The 22,463-nt window shown below is 28.9% G+C and carries 17 protein-coding genes and 2 other annotated features; of the genes, 11 read left to right on the forward strand and 6 right to left on the reverse strand.

Features of this window, described 5'->3' with window-relative positions; genetic code table 11:
- Positions 1-232: 232 nt before the first annotated feature.
- From ACVHXK_RS14525 to ACVHXK_RS14540, 4 genes are all read right to left on the reverse strand, one after another.
- Positions 233-1,105: a polysaccharide deacetylase family protein gene (locus ACVHXK_RS14525; RefSeq protein ID WP_461207131.1), complete on the reverse strand. Its 873-nt coding sequence runs from the start codon at positions 1,103-1,105 to the stop codon at positions 233-235.
- A gap of 13 nt (positions 1,106-1,118) precedes the next feature.
- Complete coding sequence (locus tag ACVHXK_RS14530; RefSeq protein WP_461207132.1) at positions 1,119-2,690, reverse strand: hypothetical protein; 1,572 nt, start codon at positions 2,688-2,690, stop codon at positions 1,119-1,121.
- Between the two features lie 68 nt (positions 2,691-2,758).
- Positions 2,759-4,162 carry a sensor histidine kinase gene (locus ACVHXK_RS14535; RefSeq protein WP_461207133.1) on the reverse strand — a complete coding sequence of 468 codons (1,404 nt, stop codon included), beginning with the start codon at positions 4,160-4,162 and terminating at the stop codon, positions 2,759-2,761.
- A gap of 1 nt (position 4,163) precedes the next feature.
- Positions 4,164-4,853 (reverse strand): response regulator transcription factor, encoded by a 690-nt coding sequence (locus ACVHXK_RS14540; protein WP_461207134.1) that lies wholly within the window; start codon positions 4,851-4,853, stop codon positions 4,164-4,166.
- Positions 4,854-4,979: 126 nt separating this feature from the next.
- Positions 4,980-5,226 (forward strand) — a binding site (T-box leader).
- A 252-nt stretch (positions 5,227-5,478) separates the two neighbouring features.
- Between ACVHXK_RS14540 and metG the strand changes: the two genes are divergently transcribed.
- The 11 genes from metG to ACVHXK_RS14595 all read left to right on the forward strand — a co-directional run bounded on the left by metG (position 5,479) and on the right by ACVHXK_RS14595 (position 18,866).
- Positions 5,479-7,431, forward strand: coding sequence for a methionine--tRNA ligase (metG, locus tag ACVHXK_RS14545; protein ID WP_461207135.1), 1,953 nt, complete (start codon positions 5,479-5,481; stop codon positions 7,429-7,431).
- Between the two features lie 582 nt (positions 7,432-8,013).
- Entirely contained in the window at positions 8,014-9,546 is a 1,533-nt protein-coding gene (locus ACVHXK_RS14550; protein WP_461207136.1) for a DUF445 family protein, read from the forward strand.
- 112 nt (positions 9,547-9,658) lie between these two features.
- The gene (locus tag ACVHXK_RS14555; protein WP_461207137.1) at positions 9,659-10,420 is read left to right on the forward strand and encodes a TatD family hydrolase; all 762 of its coding nucleotides are present in this window, start codon (positions 9,659-9,661) and stop codon (positions 10,418-10,420) included.
- Between the two features lie 182 nt (positions 10,421-10,602).
- Positions 10,603-11,643: a 3D domain-containing protein gene (locus ACVHXK_RS14560; RefSeq protein WP_461207138.1), complete on the forward strand. Its 1,041-nt coding sequence runs from the start codon at positions 10,603-10,605 to the stop codon at positions 11,641-11,643.
- Between the two features lie 327 nt (positions 11,644-11,970).
- Complete coding sequence (gene rnmV / locus ACVHXK_RS14565; protein WP_461207139.1) at positions 11,971-12,522, forward strand: ribonuclease M5; 552 nt, start codon at positions 11,971-11,973, stop codon at positions 12,520-12,522.
- The gene (gene rsmA / locus ACVHXK_RS14570) at positions 12,515-13,363 is read left to right on the forward strand and encodes a 16S rRNA (adenine(1518)-N(6)/adenine(1519)-N(6))-dimethyltransferase RsmA (RefSeq protein WP_461207140.1); all 849 of its coding nucleotides are present in this window, start codon (positions 12,515-12,517) and stop codon (positions 13,361-13,363) included. The genes rnmV and rsmA overlap by 8 nt, the downstream gene beginning before the upstream one ends.
- 60 nt (positions 13,364-13,423) lie before the next feature.
- A complete protein-coding gene (locus ACVHXK_RS14575; protein ID WP_461207141.1) occupies positions 13,424-14,626 on the forward strand; it encodes a DUF7922 domain-containing protein in 1,203 nt (400 codons plus the stop codon).
- 182 nt (positions 14,627-14,808) lie between these two features.
- On the forward strand, positions 14,809-15,411 hold the full coding sequence (locus tag ACVHXK_RS14580) for a hypothetical protein (RefSeq protein WP_461207142.1): 603 nt from the start codon (positions 14,809-14,811) through the stop codon (positions 15,409-15,411).
- Positions 15,412-15,472: 61 nt separating this feature from the next.
- Positions 15,473-16,294 carry a hypothetical protein gene (locus ACVHXK_RS14585; RefSeq protein ID WP_461207143.1) on the forward strand — a complete coding sequence of 274 codons (822 nt, stop codon included), beginning with the start codon at positions 15,473-15,475 and terminating at the stop codon, positions 16,292-16,294.
- 134 nt (positions 16,295-16,428) lie between these two features.
- Complete coding sequence (locus tag ACVHXK_RS14590; protein WP_461207144.1) at positions 16,429-17,271, forward strand: Mrp/NBP35 family ATP-binding protein; 843 nt, start codon at positions 16,429-16,431, stop codon at positions 17,269-17,271.
- Positions 17,272-17,507: 236 nt separating this feature from the next.
- Positions 17,508-18,866 (forward strand): chloride channel protein, encoded by a 1,359-nt coding sequence (locus tag ACVHXK_RS14595; protein WP_461207145.1) that lies wholly within the window; start codon positions 17,508-17,510, stop codon positions 18,864-18,866.
- A gap of 83 nt (positions 18,867-18,949) precedes the next feature.
- Here the strand turns inward: ACVHXK_RS14595 and ACVHXK_RS14600 are convergent, their stop codons facing one another.
- Both ACVHXK_RS14600 and asnB read right to left on the reverse strand, forming a co-directional pair.
- On the reverse strand, positions 18,950-19,606 hold the full coding sequence (locus ACVHXK_RS14600) for a class D sortase (protein WP_461207146.1): 657 nt from the start codon (positions 19,604-19,606) through the stop codon (positions 18,950-18,952).
- A gap of 265 nt (positions 19,607-19,871) precedes the next feature.
- Complete coding sequence (asnB, locus tag ACVHXK_RS14605) at positions 19,872-21,716, reverse strand: asparagine synthase (glutamine-hydrolyzing) (RefSeq protein WP_461207147.1); 1,845 nt, start codon at positions 21,714-21,716, stop codon at positions 19,872-19,874.
- A gap of 467 nt (positions 21,717-22,183) precedes the next feature.
- Positions 22,184-22,438 (forward strand) — a binding site (T-box leader).
- Positions 22,439-22,463 lie beyond the last annotated feature (25 nt).

Genomic DNA, 22,463 nt, shown 5'->3' on the forward strand with positions numbered 1-22,463 from the left:
CATGCACGGTTTGATGAGGGGAAAGAGGCGAGAGCCTCCGACCTACTCTACCAATGCACAATGCACAATGCACAATGAACAATGCACAATGCACAATGCACAATTAAGGATGATTTTGCGGTAGCAAAATCTTTAATTAAGTGAAAAAACAAAGATTCTCGGCGCCAGCCGAGAATCTTCCATAATTGCAAATTGCAAATTGCAAATTGCAAATTATAATTTTAAAATGGTATTAGTGTGTTAATTTTTCTAAGTTTTTAAAAGTATATCCTTTCTCTTGGAAAAATTCTATTATTTCTGGAAGAGCATCAGCAGTGGTTTCTTTTGGTGTTGAATCATGCATTAGTAGCACAACTTTTTGCTGGTCCCTATAAGTATCTTTTACGTATTGGACTAACTCATCAGCAGGTATTGAGTTACCCATGTAATCTCCGTTTATGCAATTCCAATCTATATAGTGATATCCTTCAGATTCTACTCTTTCTCTGTGGTCAGCTTTTTTATCATGGAAAGCTCCTTCAGGAAAACGAATTAATTTATAATCATATCCATCGATGATACTTTTTAACACATTTTCACACTTTAGCACATCTTCCATAAAATTATCAGGATTTTCATATAAATAGTCTAAATCATGACTATAAGTATGGTTTGCTACAATATGCCCATTATTATGTTCCTCTAATATTAAATCTGGATATTTTTCTGCTTTAAGACCCATAACAAAGAATGTAGCTTTAACATCATAATCGTCTAATATTTTTAGAACTCTAGGAGTAACATTTTCAGAAGGACCATCATCAAATGTTAGATAAACAATTTTTTCATCAGCAGAAACTTCTTGCTCTGTTGTTTTATCAGATGCTTCTTCTGAATCACCAGCAGATTTTTTAGTATCATCTACATTATTTGCATTTTCAGCTGAAGTATTTTCTGTTTCTGAAACATCTTCGGATTTGTTGCTGCTAGTATTGTTTTCTTCATCAACAGATTTATTTTGATTTGAATTTTCAGTTTGTTTAGCATTTGTTCCTTGACAGCCAACTGTAAAAATTAATAAAGCTCCAATTATTAATCCTAAAATAAGTTTCTTCTTGTTTTTCATTATATCTCATCCCTTATTTTTCTTTTGATAAATCAGTAAATGTTTCATTCCATTTGTTAACATATGAACCCGTTGACCATTGGGACATAATAGGTATTTCATCTTCTAATAGATCAAAGGTGAAGAGTTTTTTGCTTTGAATAATTCCGTCTGAAATTTTATAACCTTCTAATTTATTTTGTTGCATAATTACAATGAAATTTTTGTTTGGGGAAACAAAAGCATCAATTGCATCAGGAAAATCTTCTTTAATTACATTCCAAGAAGTATATAAATAATCATAACCTACTAATTCTTTAGGTGGTATGGTTGGAATTTCAAAGTCATTAAATAATCCTTTTGAAGCGGAAGTAGAATTGTTTAATCTACCAATTAGTGTCCACTTACCTTCACTTCTTTCTACTCCAAAGCTTAAATTATCTGGAATATTTTCATAAGCATTTCTTTCATCTTCCCTTATAGAATTAAGAAAAGATATAGCACCTTGCTGTAAGGCTTCTTCACCGACAGCACCCATTAATTCTGTAATCGGTACAGGTGTTTCATTGAAATTATAGATAGTATCAATAGGCAATACTCTTAAGCTGTTATATTTATATGAACGATTCTGGCTACTTGAAAATCCAGTTCCGTTATATTCTATGGAAATATAATCATTTCCAACAAAATATATATCTAAGAGAGAGCTGAATTTATTATTATCAGGATAAACATAATTTGTTTCAGGGTTTTTTATTTCAATACCTATAGGTGAAGCGAATAAAGAATCCTCAATATAGTTTTCAGTATCAGTGGTATTTATTGTGCGTTCGGTAGAAATTTTCCAAAACCCACTGAGTCTTGGCAATAGTATGTAGGGAAGTTCTTTTATTGATTTTACATAGGCACCATTAAAATCAATCCAAATAGTTCTATAAGCAGGTTCGTAAGTTTCTTCGTTGGTAGAATAAGGTATTTCATAATCTTTTTGTTCATAATGTTTAAAGCTTAGTAGTATACCTGATTCAACAGTGGTATTTTCATCAGATACATTATTTGAATTTGCACTATCGATATTTAAGCTTTTGCTAATATCATCAGTTACGACATTTTCATTATTAAGAGTTGTTGATTTCTCTAAAAAAATAAATAGATTATCAAAGTATGTAACCATATAGTCTTCAGAAATAATAACAAAATTATTTAGGAACGTTTGGTTAACACTTATAGTGATTACTTTTAATTCATCATCTTCTATCGCTAAACTTTTAGCAGCTACATTATAGGTGTTTAAGAAATATTCATTTGCATTTACTGTTTTTATTTTATAGTTTGGATTAATATATTGAAAACCATTAATTAAAGCTTCTTGTTCTGTGAAATATACTTCTGCACCTAGCCAGTTTAACAAAGAGTCTTTGTCATCAGAAAAAGTGTTTGGGGATACAACATTGGTTACCTTCCAATTACCTATGAGAGGGTTTTCACCATAACTAGGGGCAACTATATCAGATTTCTCCATATTTGGTGCATAAGAACATGAAACTGAGGATAAAATTAGTATTATTATAAGTAAAATGTATTGTAGGAATTTTTTATACTTCATTAAGTTACCTCCGTAAGTTGTTCAATATAATTATAAAAATTAATTAGGTTAATTAGGTTACAAAAACGTTAAATAGAAGCCTCTAAAGGCAGGTGTATTTTAACTATAGTACCTATATTAACCTTACTTTCAATAATTATATTGCCATTATGCATATTAATTATTTCTTTTGTCACGGATAAACCTATTCCGTTTCTAGAATTTACATTTTTACCTTTATAAAATTTTTTAGTTATATGTTTTAGTTCTTCTTCTGGGATTCCACAACCTGTATCAGAAATTTGTATCAAAAGATTATTGTTTGATACTAAACTTGTTTTTATGTTTATAGAATCATTGCAGGAAGTAAATTTATAGGCATTATCTAAAATATTAATTAAAGCTTGACGAAGTCGATTTTTATCTCCGATTATATAATCCAGTTTTTTGTCAGCATCAAAACTGATTTTTAATTGTTTTTCCATAAATCGTGGAGCTAGTTGATGTAATATATCTTTAATAAAAGAATTAATTTGCAATTGATTTTTATCCAATGTAATTTTACCAGAGGATAGCTTAGAAAAATCTAATAGTTCCTCTACTAAAAGAGTCAATCTGTCAGTTTCATCATTAATAATTTTAAGTCCCTCATCAAAATACTCTTTTTCATTTTCACCTAAAAGATTAAGGGTAATTGCCCATCCTTTTATAGAGGTTAAAGGGGTTCTTAATTCATGAGATACAGAAGCAATAAATTCGTTTTTGAGTTTTTCATTTTTAATTATTTCTTCTGACATAAAGTTTAATGTATCAGTAAGTTTACCTAATTCATCATTAGAAATCTTTTTGATTTTTTTATCGAAATCACCAGCGATAAAGTTTTCAGTTCCTTTGATTATATTAGATATAGGCTTAGTTATACTGTTAGCAATTATTAGGCTAATTAAAGCCGTGATTACAATAACTGAAAAACCAATTAAAAGCAATGCCATTGATACGTATTTGATTTCTTCATCAACTTTTTTTAATGATGTAATAAACCTAATAACACCAACTATTTCATCTTTTGATTTTAATGGATAGGCTACACTCATAAGGTTTTCAGACCATACAGCTGAACTTGATGTGTAAACATAGGAACCTAATTCACCTGATAAAGCCATTGTAAAATCTATAGTGTTTATAGTGTTATTTGGAAGGTAACCGATAGAATCCATTAATAAATTTCCATCTAAATCAATGATTTGAACTTCAGCATTAGTATTTCTCCAAAAGGTATCTACATCATTTGCAATATTTTCTTTAAGGGACCTAGATGAAAAAAAAGTGCTATAATTATCAGAAGAAAATATTATTTGATTAGTTAAAATTGATTTAGTATTGCTATAATAATTGTTTCTAAAGATTGTTATTATTGCAATTTCTGAAAGGATTATTGTAATAAATATTATGAGGAAGTAACTTAGTATAATTTTTGTTCTAATTGATTTCAAGTTAATTCTCCTTCCAGCGATATCCCATACCCCATACAGTTTCTATATATTTTGGATTCGATGCATCATCTTCAAGTTTACTTCTTAATCTTCTTATATTTACGTCTACAATCTTAGGGTCTCCAACAAAATTATATCCCCAAACGATATCTAATAGGTCACCACGACTTAGGGCCTTATTTTTATTTTCTATGAAGATTTTAAGAAGCAGAAATTCTTTAGGAGTTAAGTTTAATTCTACGCTTCCTTTATAAGCTTTTTTATTATCTAGGGCTATCTTGAATGGACCGGAAAGAATTAAATTATTTTTTGTTATGTTTTCAGGATTTAATCTTCTTAGTAATGATTGTATTCTTGCAGATAATTCAATAGGATTAAAAGGTTTAACCATATAATCGTCAGCACCACTTTGAAGACCTTTTACTTTATCTAAATTTTGACCCCTAGCAGTTAACATAATAACTCCAATAGTAGGATGGTTCTTACGCAGTATATCACATACTTCAAATCCATTTATTCCAGGAAGCATTATATCTAGTAAAACAATATCTGGATTTTCAAGTGCTAGTATTTCTAAACCTTCTTCGCCTGTACCTGCTTCAAAAATAATGTAACCTTCTTTTCTTAATACTATTTTAGTGAATTTTCTTATAGATTCTTCATCTTCAATTAATAAAACTTTGATACTCATTTTATCACCTCAATTTCTTTATGAAAAAATTATAGCACATAATGATTATAAGAATAAATAAAACTTTTTTGGTAATAATATTGACATACTAAGGATTTTATCATAATATTTTAGTTGAGATAACAAATAAATGCAATGAAGAGAAGAGTAGTAAGTGAAAACATCTAAAGAGAGCTAGCAAAAAGGTGAAAGTTAGCGTTGTAATAACTTATGAAGATGGCCTCGGAGCAGTTTGTCTGAGTATTAATTAGGACAATTCGGTTGCAACCGTTAAAATGCAAAGTGATAAAATCTTTTTGAGGAGTCACTTATTGAGATCTTTATTGTGAGATAAAGATAAATTAGGGTGGTAACACGTATATACGTCTCTAAATGTACTTTTAGTATGTTTAGGGGCTTTTTTTAGTTCAATGCACAATGCATTTAATTCAATGCACAATGCATTTAATTCAATGCACAATGCACAATGCACAATGCACAATTAAGGATGATTTTGCTACGCAAAATCTTTAATTATTAAATTAATTAGAGATTTTCTGACCAAAGGGAAGAAAATCAATATAAATTGCAAATTGAACATTGCAAATTGCAAATTATCTTTATAAAGAAAACGGGAGGATACAAAATGAATAAAAAAAATTATTACATTACTACGCCGATTTATTATCCATCAGCAAAATTACATATAGGTAATACCTATACTACTGTTGCTGCTGATGCTATTGCAAGATTCAAGAAATTAACAGGACATGATACTTTTTTCCTAACAGGAACTGATGAGCATGGACAAAAGTTACAAAGAATAGCAGAAAATAATGGGGTTACACCTATCGAGTATATTGATGGAGTTGTAGAGGGTATTAAAGAATTATGGGAGCTTATGAATATTTCTTATGATAAATTTATCAGAACAACTGATGATTATCATGTAAAAACTGTTCAAAAGATATTTAAGCAATTGTATGATCAAGGTGATATTTATAAAAGTGAGTATGAAGGTTGGTATTGTACCCCTTGCGAGTCTTTTTGGACTGAAACTCAACTTGTAGATGGTAAGTGTCCTGATTGTGGCAGACCAGTTGAAAAGGCAAAAGAAGAAGCATATTTCTTCAAAATGTCAAAATACGCTGACAGATTGATTGAATACATTGAAACTCATCCAGAATTTATTCAACCTGAGTCAAGAAAGAATGAAATGCTTAATAATTTCTTAAGACCTGGTCTTCAAGATTTATGTGTTTCTAGAACTACATTTGATTGGGGGATTCCAGTTACTTTTGATGAAAAACACGTTATTTATGTTTGGGTAGATGCTTTATCTAACTATATAACAGCACTTGGATATGATCAAGAAAAGGATGAATTATACAATAAATATTGGCCAGCAAATGTACATTTAGTAGGTAAAGATATTTTGAGATTTCACACAATATATTGGCCGATTATGTTAATGGCACTTGGACTTGAGCTTCCAAAACAAATATTTGGGCATGGTTGGCTTTTAGTAGATGGGGGTAAAATGTCTAAATCTAAAGGAAATGTAGTTGACCCTGTAATATTAGTAAAACATTTTGGAGTTGACGCAGTAAGATACTATCTTCTTCATGAAATACCTTTTGGTCAAGATGGTATTTTCAACAACGAATTATTTATAAATAAAACAAATTCAGATCTTGCAAATGATTTAGGAAATCTTTTAAATAGAACAATTGCAATGATTAACAAATACTTTGATGGAGTTATTCAAGCACCAACTGCGAAAGAAGAAATTGACAGTTCATTAATTCAAATAGCACTTGAGGCATCTGAAAAAGTAGAAGCAAAAATGGATAGTTTAAAATTACCGGAAGCATTAGATGAAATATGGAAATTAGTAAGAAGAAGTAATAAATATATAGATGAAACGACTCCTTGGATATTAGCAAAGGATGAAAGTAAAAAAGAAAGATTAGGTACAGTATTATACAATTTAGCAGAAAGTTTAAGAATTACATCTGTACTATTAGCTTCATTCTTGCCAGATACAAGTAAAAAAATAAATACACAATTAAAAACTGAGCTTACTAGCTGGGATACAATTGTATCTTTTGATGGTACAAAAGCTGGTACTAAGTTAGATAAGGGCGAGCCAATATTCCCTAGAATAGATATGGATGCTAAATTAGAAGAATTAGAAGAAGAAAGACAAAAGGCTTTAGAGGCATCAGGAGCTAATGAGCCAAAGGAAGAAGAATTTGAAGTAAAACAGATAAAACCTGAAATCACAATAGAAGATTTTGACAAATTAGATTTAAGAGTTGTTAAAGTATTAGAATGTGAGCCTGTTAAAAAAGCTAATAAATTACTTAAGCTAAAAGTTCAATTAGGTAAAGAGGAAAGGCAGGTTATATCAGGTATAGCTAAATTCTATAAACCAGAAGATTTGATTGGAAAATATGTAGTGTTAGTAGCGAATTTAAAACCAGTTAAATTAAGAGGAGAACTTTCACAAGGAATGATACTTGCAGCATCAGATGATAAAGATAAATTATTTGCTGTTGACCCTGGCGTGCTACCTACAGGGGCAGAGGTAAGATAAGAGCAATGCACAATGCACAATGCACAATTGAGGAGGATTTTCTTCGTGCCTCAGAAAATCTTTGAATTTATAGAGGATTAGAGAACTTTTCACTTAGGGTGAAAAGGAAGAGATAAAAGACAAAGATAAAAGACAAAGATAAAAGACAAAGATAAAAGACAAAGATAAAAGACAAAGATAAAAGATTATACAGGGATATAATAGAGTATTTCTACAAAGAAAAATAGTTAGTTTTATAAGGGGGTTTCTTAGTATATTAAGGAATCCTCTTTTAATTTTTGGTATGTTGCTATTAGATTTTGTAGGTAATTATAACGGGAACCAAGTTTTATTAAAAATTAGGCTCTGTTTTAGAGAATTATTGATTTGTAAGGTATTGCTCAAATCAATAGGTTCAATTTATGAAATATTTGCAAATTATTATTTGGATTAAACCAATTTATTTAGCAAAATGTTTAATATTAACAACATTCTAAAACATAGCTTTACAATAAATCTTTATTTAATATTTTTTTTGTAGTAAAATTAAGGGTAGTTTAAGGTAGTTAAGAGATAATTTAATAGAAAAGGAAGTAGTTGAAGATGACGAAAGAAGTAATGTTGAGAGTGTTATTTACAGCAGTTGTGGGGTCTATAATTGGATATATTACAAATTGGCTAGCCATTAAGATGCTTTTTAGACCTTATGAAGAGAAAAGAATATTTGGGTTTAAAGTTCCATTTACACCAGGACTTATACCTAAGGAAAAAGATAGAATAGCTAAAAGTGTAGGAGAAGCCATAGGGGAGCACCTTTTAACATCAGAGACAATCGTTGAATCATTATGTTCTGATGAGATGAATGGAAAACTAAGGACTTGGGTTAAAGACAAAGTTGAAGTTGTTGAAAAAAAAGGAGCTTCTATAGGAGAAGAAATAAAAGTGTTTTTAGGAGATAAATATGAAAAACTTGTCGTTAATTTAGAGGACAAAACTTCAGGATACATAATTAATCAACTAAAAAATACTGAAGTTCGTAATGATTTGATTTCTAATATCATGGATACTGTTAATGAAAAACTCCAATTTAGTACTAAGGACTTCATTGAAAGTGGTTTTTATAAAGATTTTAGAATTAAAATGTTAAATAAAATAATAAAACTAAAAGATTCTGACGAATTAGCTGAAAGTATAAATAAATCTATAGTTAAAAAGATTGATGATTTTAGTGAGGACGGTAAAAGACTTAATGATGTAATTCCTACTGAAATTATTGGTTCTGTTAAAGTGTACATATATAATAATAGTGAGAGTATTTCAACAGAAATAGATAAATTTATACAAGAAGATTCAGTAAAAGAAAAAATCAGGGAAACTATTTCAAAATTGATTAGTTCTAATATAAATCCAATGATAGCAATGTTTGTGAATCCTGATTCAATAAATGAAAAGGTGATGACTTCTTTAAGTGCTCAATTAAAAGATGAGAATACGCAAAAAGATATTGCTTTAATTTTGAATAAAGTTATTGATAAAATTATAGAATCTGAAGTTAAGAATATCAAAGATGGCTTTGGAGAGAGCTTATATAGATCTATTAATACAGTAACTAAAGCTATTATGGAAAATATTTTTAAAGAAAATAGCATTAATGAAATGATGGAAATATTTGAAAAAAATATTTTGGCTACAGAGACTTTGAAGGAGCTTATTGATAGTTTTGACGAAGATATAATAGCAAAAGTTAAAAGAATTCTTGATGCTGAAATAATTAAATTAGCAAATAGTGAAGAATTCAGTAATAAAGTTAAAGAATACGTTGAGCAAGTTGTAGATAAATTATTATCTTATAAATTAAAAGATATTTCTATAAATAGTAGTAGAAGTTTATCTGATAGTTCTGCAGATTTTGTACAAATAGTATATGATAGATTTGTAGAAAATAGTGCTGTTGATTTTATTGAAGCATTTGAAATTAGAAAGATAGTTGAAGACAAAATAAATTCTTTTGAAGTATCTTATGCAGAAGATATAATTTTAGAAATCGCTAGTAAAGAATTAGGTGCTATTACATGGCTTGGAGCTCTCCTAGGATGCATTATGGGATTACTTTCAGCTGTAGTTTCTTATATATAATGATATTGGTATAATATAACAACACTGCAAATTAAACTCCAATAAATTGCCAAATTTTAAAAAGATGATATAATATTAGTATCATAACTAAATTTCCATTAGGAGGTAGAGTATGATTTTTGATTCTCATGCACATTATGATGATGAAAGCTTTGATGAAGATAGAGAAATTATTATTGAAGAACTTAGACAAAATGGGATAGTTGGAGTGCTTAATTGTGGTTCCTCTTATGATGGTACTGAAAAATCACTAAAATTAGCTAAGGAAAATGACTTTTTTTATGCTGCAGTAGGTATACACCCTGAATTTGCAGGTGAATTTGACGATAATATGTATATAAACATAAAAAATATGGCCAAAGATAAAAAAGTTAAAGCTATTGGTGAAATTGGATTAGACTACTATTGGGATGAAAATCCTTCTAAAGAAGTTCAGATAAAGGTAATGGAGAAACAGATGCAACTTGCTGAAGAATTAAACCTTCCTGTTGTTATACATGATAGAGAAGCCCATGGAGATGTGTTAAATGTGATAAAGAAATTTCCTAAGGTAACAGGAGTAATTCATAGTTTTTCTGGAAGTCCTGAGTTTGCAAGACTGTGTATAGAAGAAGGCTATTACATAGGTTTTACTGGTGTTGTTACCTTTAAAAATGCTAAAAAAATCAAAGAGGTAGCAAAGATAGTTCCACTAGAAAAACTTTTAGTAGAAACTGATTGTCCATATATGACACCGACTCCATTTAGGGGGAAGCGCAATAGGTCAGATTACATAAAATATATTATTGAGATAATAGCAGAATTACGAGGAGTTTCATATGAAGAGATTGAAGAAGCTGCTTTAGAAAATACTAGGAATTTATTTAGTATTTAATTAATAAACTATTAGAGACTTGTTTTAAGTAAAATTTCACGCGAAAATATTCATATTCCATGTAACATATATGCATATTATGCATTTATATATTTACAAAAGGACATTCAACTTTTTGAAATTTGACGTTGTTGACGTTATAAGGTATAATGAACGAAGTTGTTTTGCCAAGGAGGTAATATATGGAAATATCAACGAACAACAAGTTGAAAAAATATTTTTCAACGAAACTACTGACGTTTTGCTTTTTCGTGCTAGTTCTATTTGCATCAATTGTTAGTATATTAAACATGGAAAAGACAATAAAGATAGTTATTGACGGAAATGAACTTGAAGTTACAACATATAGAAGTGAAGTGCAAAGCATACTTTCAAGTAACGATATCGTGTTAGGGCCAAAAGACAAAATTGAGCCAAGCTTGAAAAGTACATTAGCTGAAGGAGATATGATAAGTATTGTAAAGGCTAAAAGTGTAACAATCCAAGTCGGTGATGATGTACAAACTGTTATGACAGCTGAAGATAATGTTGGCAGTATGTTAGCAGTAGAAGGAATTGAATATGATTCTGATGATAAGTTATCCGCGTCACTTGATGATGAGATTGTTGATGGGCAACAAATAACTATTGTCGAAGTTGAAAAGAAAGTAGAAGTTGAAAGTCAAGAAATTGAATATGCATCTGAGATTAAAAAAGATTACAACGCATATGAAGGAACTAAAACAGTAGTACAAGAAGGTAAGCTAGGGGAAAGAGAAATAAAAACTGAAGTTGTTTTAGAAAATGGTGAAGAAGTTTCAAGAGCAGTAATTAGTGATGAGGTTGTAAAAGAACCTACTAAAGAAATTGTTGCTGTAGGAACTTTGGGCAAGCTTACTCTATCTAGGGGTGGAGATATTACTTACAAAGAACAATTTACTATGAGAGCAACTGCATATTCTTTGAGTTATGCAGACACAGGTAAAACATCTGATAGTCCAGGATGGGGAATTACTTACAGTGGAATGCATGTAGTAAGAGACCCTAGTGGGTATAGTACTGTAGCAGTAGATCCTAATGTTATACCTCTTGGTTCAAAGCTATATGTTGAAGGTTATGGATATGCAATTGCTGCTGATATTGGTGGAGCTATAAAAGGTAATGATATTGACCTTTATTTTAACACAACGAATGAATCAAATGCATATGGAGTAAAGTATATTAAAGTATATTTACTTAAATAACTAAAAATAAAAGAACTGCTTTTTAGCAGTTCTTTTATTTTGGGCTATAAAACAAATTAGCAATGTTCAATTAGCAATTTGCAATTTGCAATTGTGGATGATTTTACTAGCTAAATGAGGGCTATAAGCTTGACAAGATAGGATTATAGGATAAGATAAATATTGTGATACTAAAATTTAGTTTTACAATTAACAGATATATGTGATTTTTTATGTATAAATTAATAGTTTAATTAGAAACTTGATTATAGAATATATAAAAAATAAATTATTAAAATAGGTATAGGGTATTCACTGTAAAACCCTAAAAAGGAGCATTTTTTATTAATGATAAAAGAAGTCATTGTAGTAGAGGGTAGAGATGATATAACTGCTATAAAAAAGGCCGTTGATGCAGAGGTTATAGCTGTAGGAGGATTTGGAATAAACTATAAAGTTATAGAAAGAATAAAAGAAGCACAAAAAAGACAAGGTGTTATTGTTTTTACCGATCCTGATCATGCAGGAGAAAAAATAAGAAAGATTATATCTAAAAGAGTAGAAGGAATAAAGCATGCATATATTAGTAGAGAAGAAGGACTTAAAGGCACTAATATAGGTGTTGAAAATGCATCTGTAGAAACAATTAGAAAAGCTTTAGCAGCAGCTAAATATGAAGTTAAGCAAGAAAGAGTAGAGTTTACAATAGCCGATATATTCTTTTTTGATTTGACAGGCAGCCAAAAAGCTAAGAGGAAAAGAGAACTTTTATGTAGAGATTTAAGAATTGGATATTGTAATTCAAATCAATTTATTACAAGATTAAATAATTATGGTATAACAAAAGAAGAATTCATCAAAACTTTAAAAAAAGTAACTGAGGAGATTGAAAATGGGTAATTTAAATACAAAAGAAATAGTTCGGAAATATGATTTTAAATTTACTAAGAGTTTAGGTCAGAATTTTTTAAAAGATGAATCAGTATTAAAAGATATTGTTGATAGTTCAAATGTAACCAAAGATGATTTGGTCATTGAAATAGGCCCAGGGGTAGGAACATTAACAAAAGAATTATTGGAAAAGGCTAAAAAAGTATGTGCAATTGAATTAGATAGTACATTGATACCAATACTTGAAAAAGAACTAGAAGATTATGATAATTTTCAATTAATAAATAAAGATGCGTTGAAAATAGATTTTAATGAAATTATTGAAGATGAAAAGAATGTTAAGTTTATAGCCAATTTGCCTTATTATGTAACCACTCCCATAATAGCTAAAATCTTAAAGGAAGTAAAGTCTTTTGACCTGCTTACTATTATGATACAAAAAGAAGTGGCTCAGAGAATTGCGGCTAAACCATCTACTAAAGAGTATGGTTCGCTTACAATACTTGTTCAATATTATTGTGATGTAGAAATTATAGCAACAGTTCCTTCTACTAGCTTTATCCCGAGCCCTAAGGTTGATTCAATGGTTATACAGTTAAAAAAATTACCAAAAACAAGAGCGAAAGTTATTGATGAAGTGTTGTTTATGAAAATTGTTAGACAATCTTTTAATTTAAGAAGAAAGACACTTAGAAATGTAATTAAAAGTTTGAATTTAATTGAGGTAGATGATATTGAAAAATTATTTGAAGAAGCTAATATAGAGATAAAAAGAAGAGGTGAAACCCTTAGTATAGAAGAGTTTGGAAGATTATCAGATACTTTGTATAAATTTATTAATAAAAAATAGGAAATATTTAGTCTTTCAATCATATATTATAATAATGAATAATTAGATTGGGGGATTAAAATGTCTTCAAGAGGTAATTATAGTAGATATTTTATAATAATACAGGAAGATGAAAAAGGATATTCAGTAGGCGAGGGTAAGCAAGCAACGGGTTATGCTAAACTAGAGAAGAGAAATAGTAAAATAAAGATAAGTTTTTTCATTCAAAATTTAAAAAAATCACAGGAGCCTTATTATGCAGTTTTGATTGGTACAGAAAAGAAGAAGAAATTATTAAAATTAAACAAGATTAACTTAGATGAGCGCGCAAGAGGAGAAGTTAAGCTCGAATATGAAGAGAATAATATTGCCTATGCTCATATGAACATGCAAGATGTTAAAGGTGCTGCCATAGTTAAAATTACAGATCAAAACATAATATCAGTTCTATGTGGTGCTGTAGGTGAAGACCTTCCAAAAGATTGGAAAACATACTTTATAGAAGAAGCTAAAGAAGGAAAAGAAAATATTGAAGAGAATAAAAAAATTAAAGAGCATATTGTAAAAGAACTAAAAGATAGTGATTTTGAAGAAGAAAACCGACATTATAATGATGATAAGGAAGTAAAAGAGAAGGAAAACAAAGAAGAGAACAAAGAACAAAACAAAGAACAAAACAAAGAACAAAACAAAGAACAAAACAAAGAACAAAACAAAGAACAAAACAAAGAAGAAAACAAAGAAGAGGATAAACAAGATTATAGTATATTTGATAAATATGAAAAAGATATAGAAAAGAATAAAGATGATAATAATAAAGATGAAAAAGTAGAAAAAATACAAAATGATGAATTCTATAAAGGATCAACAGCTAAGTTCTTACAAAAAATATGTTGTGGATATGAAGAATATGATGACTTTGCAATAAGTATTGGAAATAGTAAATTATATAAAATATATTTTGAAGAAATGAGTTGTGTTGATAAGGATAAAGATTATAATAAGTATTCAATTATTTATTATCCAATGATGACTTATTATGAATATATAAAAAAATGGAGTTATTTCTTGTTTGGATTTAAAAAAGATAAAAGAAACAAGATTCAGTATATGGTATATGCTATACTAGGCAAGAATAATATGAATGATCAACCTTTTGGAGGAACTACAGGGTTTGTAACCTGGATACCTAAGAAAAACTCTAGTGACATGAAAGAAAATATGGGTTATTGGTTAATGTTCTATGATTTTAAAAATTCTTGTGTCGTTATTCCTGTTAAATAAAAAGATTAATATGTGTATGCTTATTTAATGAACAATTTATAATCTGTGTTATATAATGAAGAAGTATTTTAGAAAAACTAAAATACTTCTTTTTTAAAATTCTCTTTAGAAGTAAATACTAATAATTCTCACGTTATCCACATATATTTGTAATAATATGAACAAGTTTATGGGGGATTGTTATGAAAGTCTTTTTTATTAATGCAAAAAAAGTAGGGGTTACTACATTGATAGTTGTTTTAATGATTTCACTGTTTTGGATGGGAAATTTTTTAGATAAGGGAAATCAAATAACTCAGAATACTTATACTGAAAAAGAATTAGAATTAGAAAATATTGACTTTAATAAATTTGATGCATTAGATGGAAGTGTGATATACTACCTTCCTAGTGATTGGATTGTGGAGGAAAAGGATTTCGGAAGTAAAGAAATAATTTATCACAATAATTTTAAAACTGAAAATAGTGAAATTAATGGATTTATTCAAGTGTGGCAATTAAAAAGTAATATTGAAGAATTTCTTGAAAGCAGTAAAGAGATATCAGAAAAACAAAATGATATAAAGGATTATTCACTTATTCCAACAAGAATCAAAGGCAAAAAAGCATATATATTAAGTTACAAAATAAAAGTGATTAATAATATTTATTATAGAACGTATGAGTATTATATTGAGAATAATGAAAATACTATTAGATTTGCATTTTATACTAAAGAAGATGATTTAACGGGAGATTATATTGAACTTTTAAATAATATCGTAAATAAAATAGAGCTTAAGTGAGAATATAAATTTTTTATGTTATAATCAAGTAGATATATTTTAAGCATAGGAGGACATATTAGTGGGCAAGTATTTTAAGATATTTTTGTTATTTATTTGTTCTGTTTTTTTTATTACTGGATGTAATAAAATTGATGAAACTATGATAAAATTTGGATTAAAAAATTCAGATTTTGAAATTATTAAAGAAGGAAATATTAAAAAAATAATTATAGAAAATACAAGAGATAAGTCTTTTACCTTTATAGTACAGGACAAAAGTACTATATTAGATTTTTATGATATTTTTTCTAAAGCAAAAGAGGTAGAATATAAAATAACTCTTCAGCCAGATTATACTATTACATTAGAGGGTAAAGATTCTGATTCATACAAATATTATTACATATCAGGATTAGATAAAACAGAATTAGGTAATTTATATAATGATGATAATAATTATATAGTTTCTAAAAAATTAGATAATGATATAATAAATTATTTTTGGAATATTAGAAAGCCAATAAATTTTAATTTAGTTTACTACGAAACTATGATTATGGCACTAAAGAGCTATAGAGAAGAAACTAATTATGAGGGAACTATAGGAGTTGATTTCTATGATGATATCGAAACAACTAAATTTTTATTGAGTTTAGATATTGAAGAATTCAAAAATAATTTAGAGGATAACAATAAAATTATGGAGAAAAATTCAGATTCAAATACAAATACAATTACTATGAAGATTATTACAGATGGATATAAAACTGATATTTACAAATGTAGAATAGAATTTTATAATAAAGATGAAAATAAGACTACTACATATTATTATGTTAATAACTATCTTGAAAATAGTTGGAAATTCAATTTATACTATTCAGAACCAGAGGGATACTAAGAACTGTAAAGACAGTTCTTTTTTTAATATAAAAACAAAACGTGAAAATAAATGTTATTGGCATTTGATAAATGTATATGTTTAGTGTTATAATATTAAGTGGTTAATATAAACGGATTTAGGAGGGTTAAAAAATGAGTGATTGTGATAATTGCCCTAGCAAAGGACAGTGTAACGAAGAAGAATGTGGTAAGACATTACCTAAGTATGGAAAGATAAAGAATATTGTAGGTGTTATTAGTGGTAAAGGTGGAGTAGGTAAATCTACAGTAACTGGAATTTTAGCTGTGGAGCTTACAAAATTAGGATATAAAGTAGGTGTCCTTGATGCGGATATAACTGGACCATCTATGCCTAGAATATTGGGTGTTAACGAATCTAGAGCTGAAATGATACCAATAGATGCAGAAAAAAATATAGTAAAATTATTTCCAGTTGAAACTGATATGGGAATAAAAGTAATGTCTTTAAACCTACTTATGGAAGATGAAGATCAACCAGTTATATGGAGAGGCCCATTAATAACAGGGGTATTGAATCAAATGTACGGAGATTCTGAGTGGGGAGAGTTAGACTATCTTTTGATAGATATGCCACCAGGAACAGGAGATATAGCTTTAACAGTTATGCAAACTATTCCTTTATCAGGTATGGTTATCGTTTCAACACCACAAGACATGGTATCAATGATAGTTAAAAAAGTTGTGTTCATGGTTAAAAAATTGAATATTAAACTATTAGGTACTGTTGAAAACATGTCTTATGTTGTATGTGAAAAATGTGGTGAAAAGATTAAAATATTTAGTAAAAAGGATGCAGTAGAGCATGCTGAATATTTAGGACTTCCATTACTTGAAGAAATGCCAATAGATTTAGATTTAGTTGAAAGCCTAGAAGCAGGTAAATTAGAAAAATATATTAATGATACAGATGCATATAAAGAATTGATAAATAATTTAATGGATGCGTTGAAGTAAGAATTATATTTTTAAAACAATAGAACACGTTACCTAAAAAAAAGTAGCGTGTTTCTTAATGTTAATAATTATATAGTAATTTATAAGGAAACGTATTCACAAGAGTTTCAAGTTCAACTATTAATTTATGCATGTACAAAACTCGCTAAGTCATTGAGAATTTGATCAGGTATAAATTAAGTTTTACTGTGGACACTCTGTTTGTATTAAGAATACATATTTGTTCGGGGGAAGTAATGAGAAAAAAATGTAAGGATGTTATATTAGAGGAATACATACTTATTTCTAGTATGATAAAGTGGATAGTTTTGGCGACTATTGTGGGAGTTGTAGTTGGACTAGCTTCTGGTGGTTTTCTGAAATTATTAGATTTTAGTATTGGTAGTTTAAATAAGATTAATTATTATTACTTGTTAATGCCTATAGCTTTCTTTTTAAGTGCATTTATTATTGTAAAGTTAGCACCCGAGGCGGAAGGGCATGGAACGGAAAAAGTAATTGAGGCAATTCATAAAAGATCCGGTAAAATTGATATTAAAGTAGTTCCTGTAAAATTAGTAGCTACTGTAATTACAATAGCAGCTGGAGGATCAGCGGGGAAAGAAGGTCCTTGTGCTCAAATAGGAGCGGGATTAGCATCTTATTTTGCTAAAATTCTAAAAATGGATGGGCTAGATAGGAAAAGATTAGTTGTATGTGGAGTAAGTGCGGGATTTGCTGGAGTGTTTGGAACCCCTATAGCGGGTGCTATATTTGCAGCAGAGGTTTTATATGTTGGTAAATTTTCATATATTGTTCTATTGCCATCACTTATAGCTTCTTATATTAGTTATTTTGTGAACGATTTTATTGGAGTGCAACATCATAAATATAATATTGATGCTTTTGTTACTCAGCCTGTGAATATTTTTTTTAGAATGTTATTATTTGGAGCTTTTATTGGAGTAGTATGCTTGATGTTTATTGAGATTATATCTATTGTCGAGTATTTATTTAATAAGAAATTAAATATTTCTAAACCTAAAAAAGGACTGCTCGGTGGATTGATATTGATTGTTATTGTACTATTATTTAAAGGAAATACTGAGTTTATTGGGTTAGGTTCTTCTGTTATAAATAACTCTCTTAGTGGTACAAGCACTAGTGGGTACAACTTCTTTATGAAAATGATAACTACATCTATAACACTAGGTTCAGGCGGAAGTGGTGGTATATTAACACCTATTTTTTATATAGGTGCAACTGCAGGAAATGCATGGGCTAGTTTGTTAAATTTAAATATTAGTATTTATTCTGCTGTTGGTATGGTAGCCGCTTTAGCAGCATGTGCTAATACGCCAATTGCTGCTATAATAATGGCTATGGAACTTTATGGTGTTAATACAGCTTCTTACGCTTCTGTGGCTTGCGTAGTTAGTTATTTGATAGTAGGGCATAAGAGTGTTTACCCAACACAAATATTGGCTGTATTAAAGACGAATTCTTTAGATTTTGAAAAAGATGTTGAAATTGGAATAAGGCAAAAACTAGAGATTAAAAGGGTACCTTTTAGAAAAAAAATACCTTTAAAAAAAATAGATAAAAAGAAAAAATAGTTAAATAGCTTTAGGTATTATTTGGAATAGATCAGCAAAAAAGCGAAGTTAAGGATAATCAAAATTATCCTTAACTTCGCTTTTTATTTTAAGTGTCCTTTAATTATAAGTCTGTGTGTTGCAACTCTTACTGGGGTACATGTTACAAGTGTGATGGATGAATTTGATGTTTGGGATAAGACAGACACCTCATCAGGTTCTACTACACTAATATCATCAACAATATATGTAAATGTTCCAGCTAAAGAAGTAACTAATATTTCATCACCTGTTTTTACTTCATCAAGGCGATTGAAATATTGATTATAAGTGTAGCTTCTATGGCCTGCTACGGCAAAGTTACCTGTTTCCCCTGGCATTGCAGTATCGGGAAAATGACCCACTGCATATTTTAATGTATCCATATCTACGCCTTCTCCAATAGCTACCTTTAGATCTATTTTGGGGATTTCTATTATTCCTACAGCACCCATAGTAACAGGGAGTGGTGTAATTGTTTCGGTAGATGTAGTATCTTCTTCTGTAACATTTTCAGAAGGAACTAAATTATCTAAGTTGGTTTCTTCTGAAGAAATTTTCTTTTGCTCTTCTAATTTTTCTTCAAAATTTTCTATTAGATCTTCTTGTTTGTTCTTTGCACTAGTGCGCATAAAAAAAGAGAGACAAATTACAAATATTCCTCCGCTAATTAGTAGTATTCCTAAAACAGATAATATTTTTGCTTTTATAGGTTTTTTCAACGATGATCAACTCCAAATATAAAATGTATTACTTAGTATATTTTACCACAAATCTCTAAATAGGGTGAGACCCCATCCGATTTTACTTGAAAAATGATATAAAAAATAAATTCAAATAACAACCTAATTTATAAATTTTACAATGGATACTTTATAAATTAGGTTGTTAAATTTAAACTTATTGATAATATATCTTTTTTATTACAATATTGTGGTTGTTTTTAGTTCAACTTACTTTTGTGGTTTAGCCATAATATAGTGAAGATTAATTCCACTCTATTTTCACATTGTACAGTTCAAGCCACATATTTATTTGAATAAGATAAGCCATTAATTGTGGTCCTGTCATTAACTGTCCAAACCAAGGATAAACATAAGATTTACCAGAAGTTCTGACTAGTTCTTTAACTTGAGTTAAATCTATTAATTCAAGAAGAGGAGATTTTTTGTTTTTTATAATATTTTGAAGTTCTTTTTTTACAATAGCTGTATATATTGGGCTATGTGTCTTTGGATAGGGACTCTTCTTCCTATCGACGATTTCTGTTGGTAGTAAGCTTTCAGAAGCTTTTCTAAGTATTCCTTTTTCTCTACCATTGAGTAGCTTTATTTTTGCAGGGATATTGAAGGCATATTCAACTAATCTGTGGTCGGCAAAAGGAACTCTTGCTTCAAGGCTATTTGACATACTCATTCTATCTTTTCTATTGAGTAATGTTATCATAAACCATTTTATATTAATATAAAACATATCCCTGATTTTTTTATCAAGTTCAGTGTCATCATCTAGGTATGTTACTTCTTGTAAGGTTTTGTCATATTGTTCTTTAGAATATCCTTCTAAGTCTAGTGCTTTTAATTTGTTGTTTAGAAGATTTTTTCTTGAATTTAGAGCTCTATACCATGGAAATCTACCTGAGTATAATAAATCATTATTTGTATACCAAGGATAACCTCCGAAAATCTCATCAGCACATTCACCAGATAAAGCTACAGTGTGATTTTTTCTAACTTCCCTGCAAAATAGATATAAAGAGGAATCGATATCAGCCATTCCAGGTAAATCGTAAGCTATTACACTTTCTTTTAAAGTAGTTGCTAAATCTTTATTTTCATTTATTATATAGTGATGATTAGATGAAATAAATTTTTCCATTGTTCCAACAAATTGTGTATCAGATGAAGGTTGATACATATTTCCATTGAAAAATTTATCGTTGTCCACATAATCAATTGAGTAAGTATCAAGAGTTTTTCCCTCTTTTTTAAATTCATTTGCTGCAATAGTGGAAATTAAAGATGAATCTAATCCACCGGATAAGAATGTGCAAAGAGGTACATCTGCTACAAGTTGTCTTTTTATAGCATCATAAAGTAAATCTTTTAGATGCTCTGCTGTTTCTTCTGTAGTCTCGTTGTGCTTTTTAGCTTCAGGTTTCCAATAATTAATTAATTTGTAGCCTTCTTTATTCAATATTAGAAAATGAGCTGGTGGTACTTCATATATATCTTTATATATAGCACTACCTAGTACTCGAGCAGGACCTAGTGAAAAAAGTTGTAATAATCCTTCTTTATTAACAACAGCATCAATTGTAGGATGAGCAAGAATTGCTTTTAATTCTGACCCAAATAAGAAATTATTGTTTTTATAAGAATAGAATAAAGGTTTTACACCTAGATGGTCTCTAGCTATAAAAAGTTCTTCTTTTTCTTCATCAAAAATTGCGAAAGAAAAAATACCATTAATATGATTTAAACAATCTATTCCCCATTTTATAAAAGAACACAAGAGTACTTCTGTATCGGAATATGAAGAAAATTTAAAATTATCTTTTAACAATTCTTTTCTTACATCTTCAGTATTATATAATTCACCATTGTAGACAATAATGTATTTTTTACTATTCCAAGTTTTTATCATAGGTTGACATCCGCCTTCTGGGTCTACAATAGTTAATCTTCTATGACCGAGAAGTGCATTTTGAGAAATAAAATATCCGAAATCATCGGGGCCTCTTAAGGATAAAGTGTTTGTCATTTTTTCTATAACTTTTTGTTCACCAGAAATATTTCTATTAAAGTTGATATATCCGCAAATACCACACATATAAACCTGCCTCCAATTAAATCTTTTAATTTATATTTAGTTTCCAGCAGAACTATTAATTTATACATATTTGCTATTCTACTTGTCTTTATATAAGTATAAACTAAGTTTTTAAGGAAAACTTTTTTTAAGGTATCCATTATAATTTATTATTTATATATACTTAAAAATAATATATAAAACTATTTTTGAGTATATATAAATAAATCTAATAGTGGATACTATACATTATTAGTCTATGTGAGAAAAATTATAAGTTGAAAAAAAGTAATTGTTTACATTCTTTTTTTTGTAATTTATTTATAAAATATTTTAGTTAAAATTAATAAATTACTACTGATTCAAGTCAATAAATATAAAATATATAAAGATATAAAGAGGTAATTATATAAATATTAAGAAAATTAGTTATTTGCTATTGATTTATGTTTTCTTTATATATATAATATATGTAAATTAAGAAAATAAAATTAGTGATGATTAGGAGAGTAACTTTTGGTACTAACCTTAGCGAGTTAGGGGTGGTGAGAGCCTAGCGTTAAATCCATTAGTGAAGAACACCTTTGAGCAGCCAACCGAAATTGTTAAAAAGAGTAGACTTGGTCGGTTTTCTACCGTTAAAAGGAATAGATATAAGCAGATAGAAATAGCGTCTGTTGTATTGAATAAAGTGGGTTTTATAACCAACTAGGGTGGTACCGCGAAGAATATTCGTCCCTATACACTATGATTATATGTGTATAGGGG

Source organism: Clostridium sp. DL1XJH146, assembly GCF_054819755.1.

Excerpts from the sequence above, each read along its gene's own strand:
- rnmV (WP_461207139.1), top strand. The coding sequence starts at position 11,971 with ATGATAAAAGAAGTCATTGTAGTAGAGGGTAGAGATGATATAACTGCT.
- ACVHXK_RS14575 (WP_461207141.1), top strand. The coding sequence starts at position 13,424 with ATGTCTTCAAGAGGTAATTATAGTAGATATTTTATAATAATACAGGAA.
- ACVHXK_RS14595 (WP_461207145.1), top strand. The coding sequence starts at position 17,508 with ATGAGAAAAAAATGTAAGGATGTTATATTAGAGGAATACATACTTATT.
- metG (WP_461207135.1), top strand. The coding sequence starts at position 5,479 with ATGAATAAAAAAAATTATTACATTACTACGCCGATTTATTATCCATCA.
- ACVHXK_RS14590 (WP_461207144.1), top strand. The coding sequence starts at position 16,429 with ATGAGTGATTGTGATAATTGCCCTAGCAAAGGACAGTGTAACGAAGAA.
- ACVHXK_RS14525 (WP_461207131.1), bottom strand. The coding sequence starts at position 1,105 with ATGAAAAACAAGAAGAAACTTATTTTAGGATTAATAATTGGAGCTTTA.
- rsmA (WP_461207140.1), top strand. The coding sequence starts at position 12,515 with ATGGGTAATTTAAATACAAAAGAAATAGTTCGGAAATATGATTTTAAA.
- asnB (WP_461207147.1), bottom strand. The coding sequence starts at position 21,716 with ATGTGTGGTATTTGCGGATATATCAACTTTAATAGAAATATTTCTGGT.
- ACVHXK_RS14580 (WP_461207142.1), top strand. The coding sequence starts at position 14,809 with ATGAAAGTCTTTTTTATTAATGCAAAAAAAGTAGGGGTTACTACATTG.
- ACVHXK_RS14555 (WP_461207137.1), top strand. The coding sequence starts at position 9,659 with ATGATTTTTGATTCTCATGCACATTATGATGATGAAAGCTTTGATGAA.
- ACVHXK_RS14560 (WP_461207138.1), top strand. The coding sequence starts at position 10,603 with ATGGAAATATCAACGAACAACAAGTTGAAAAAATATTTTTCAACGAAA.
- ACVHXK_RS14540 (WP_461207134.1), bottom strand. The coding sequence starts at position 4,853 with ATGAGTATCAAAGTTTTATTAATTGAAGATGAAGAATCTATAAGAAAA.
- ACVHXK_RS14550 (WP_461207136.1), top strand. The coding sequence starts at position 8,014 with ATGACGAAAGAAGTAATGTTGAGAGTGTTATTTACAGCAGTTGTGGGG.
- ACVHXK_RS14530 (WP_461207132.1), bottom strand. The coding sequence starts at position 2,690 with ATGAAGTATAAAAAATTCCTACAATACATTTTACTTATAATAATACTA.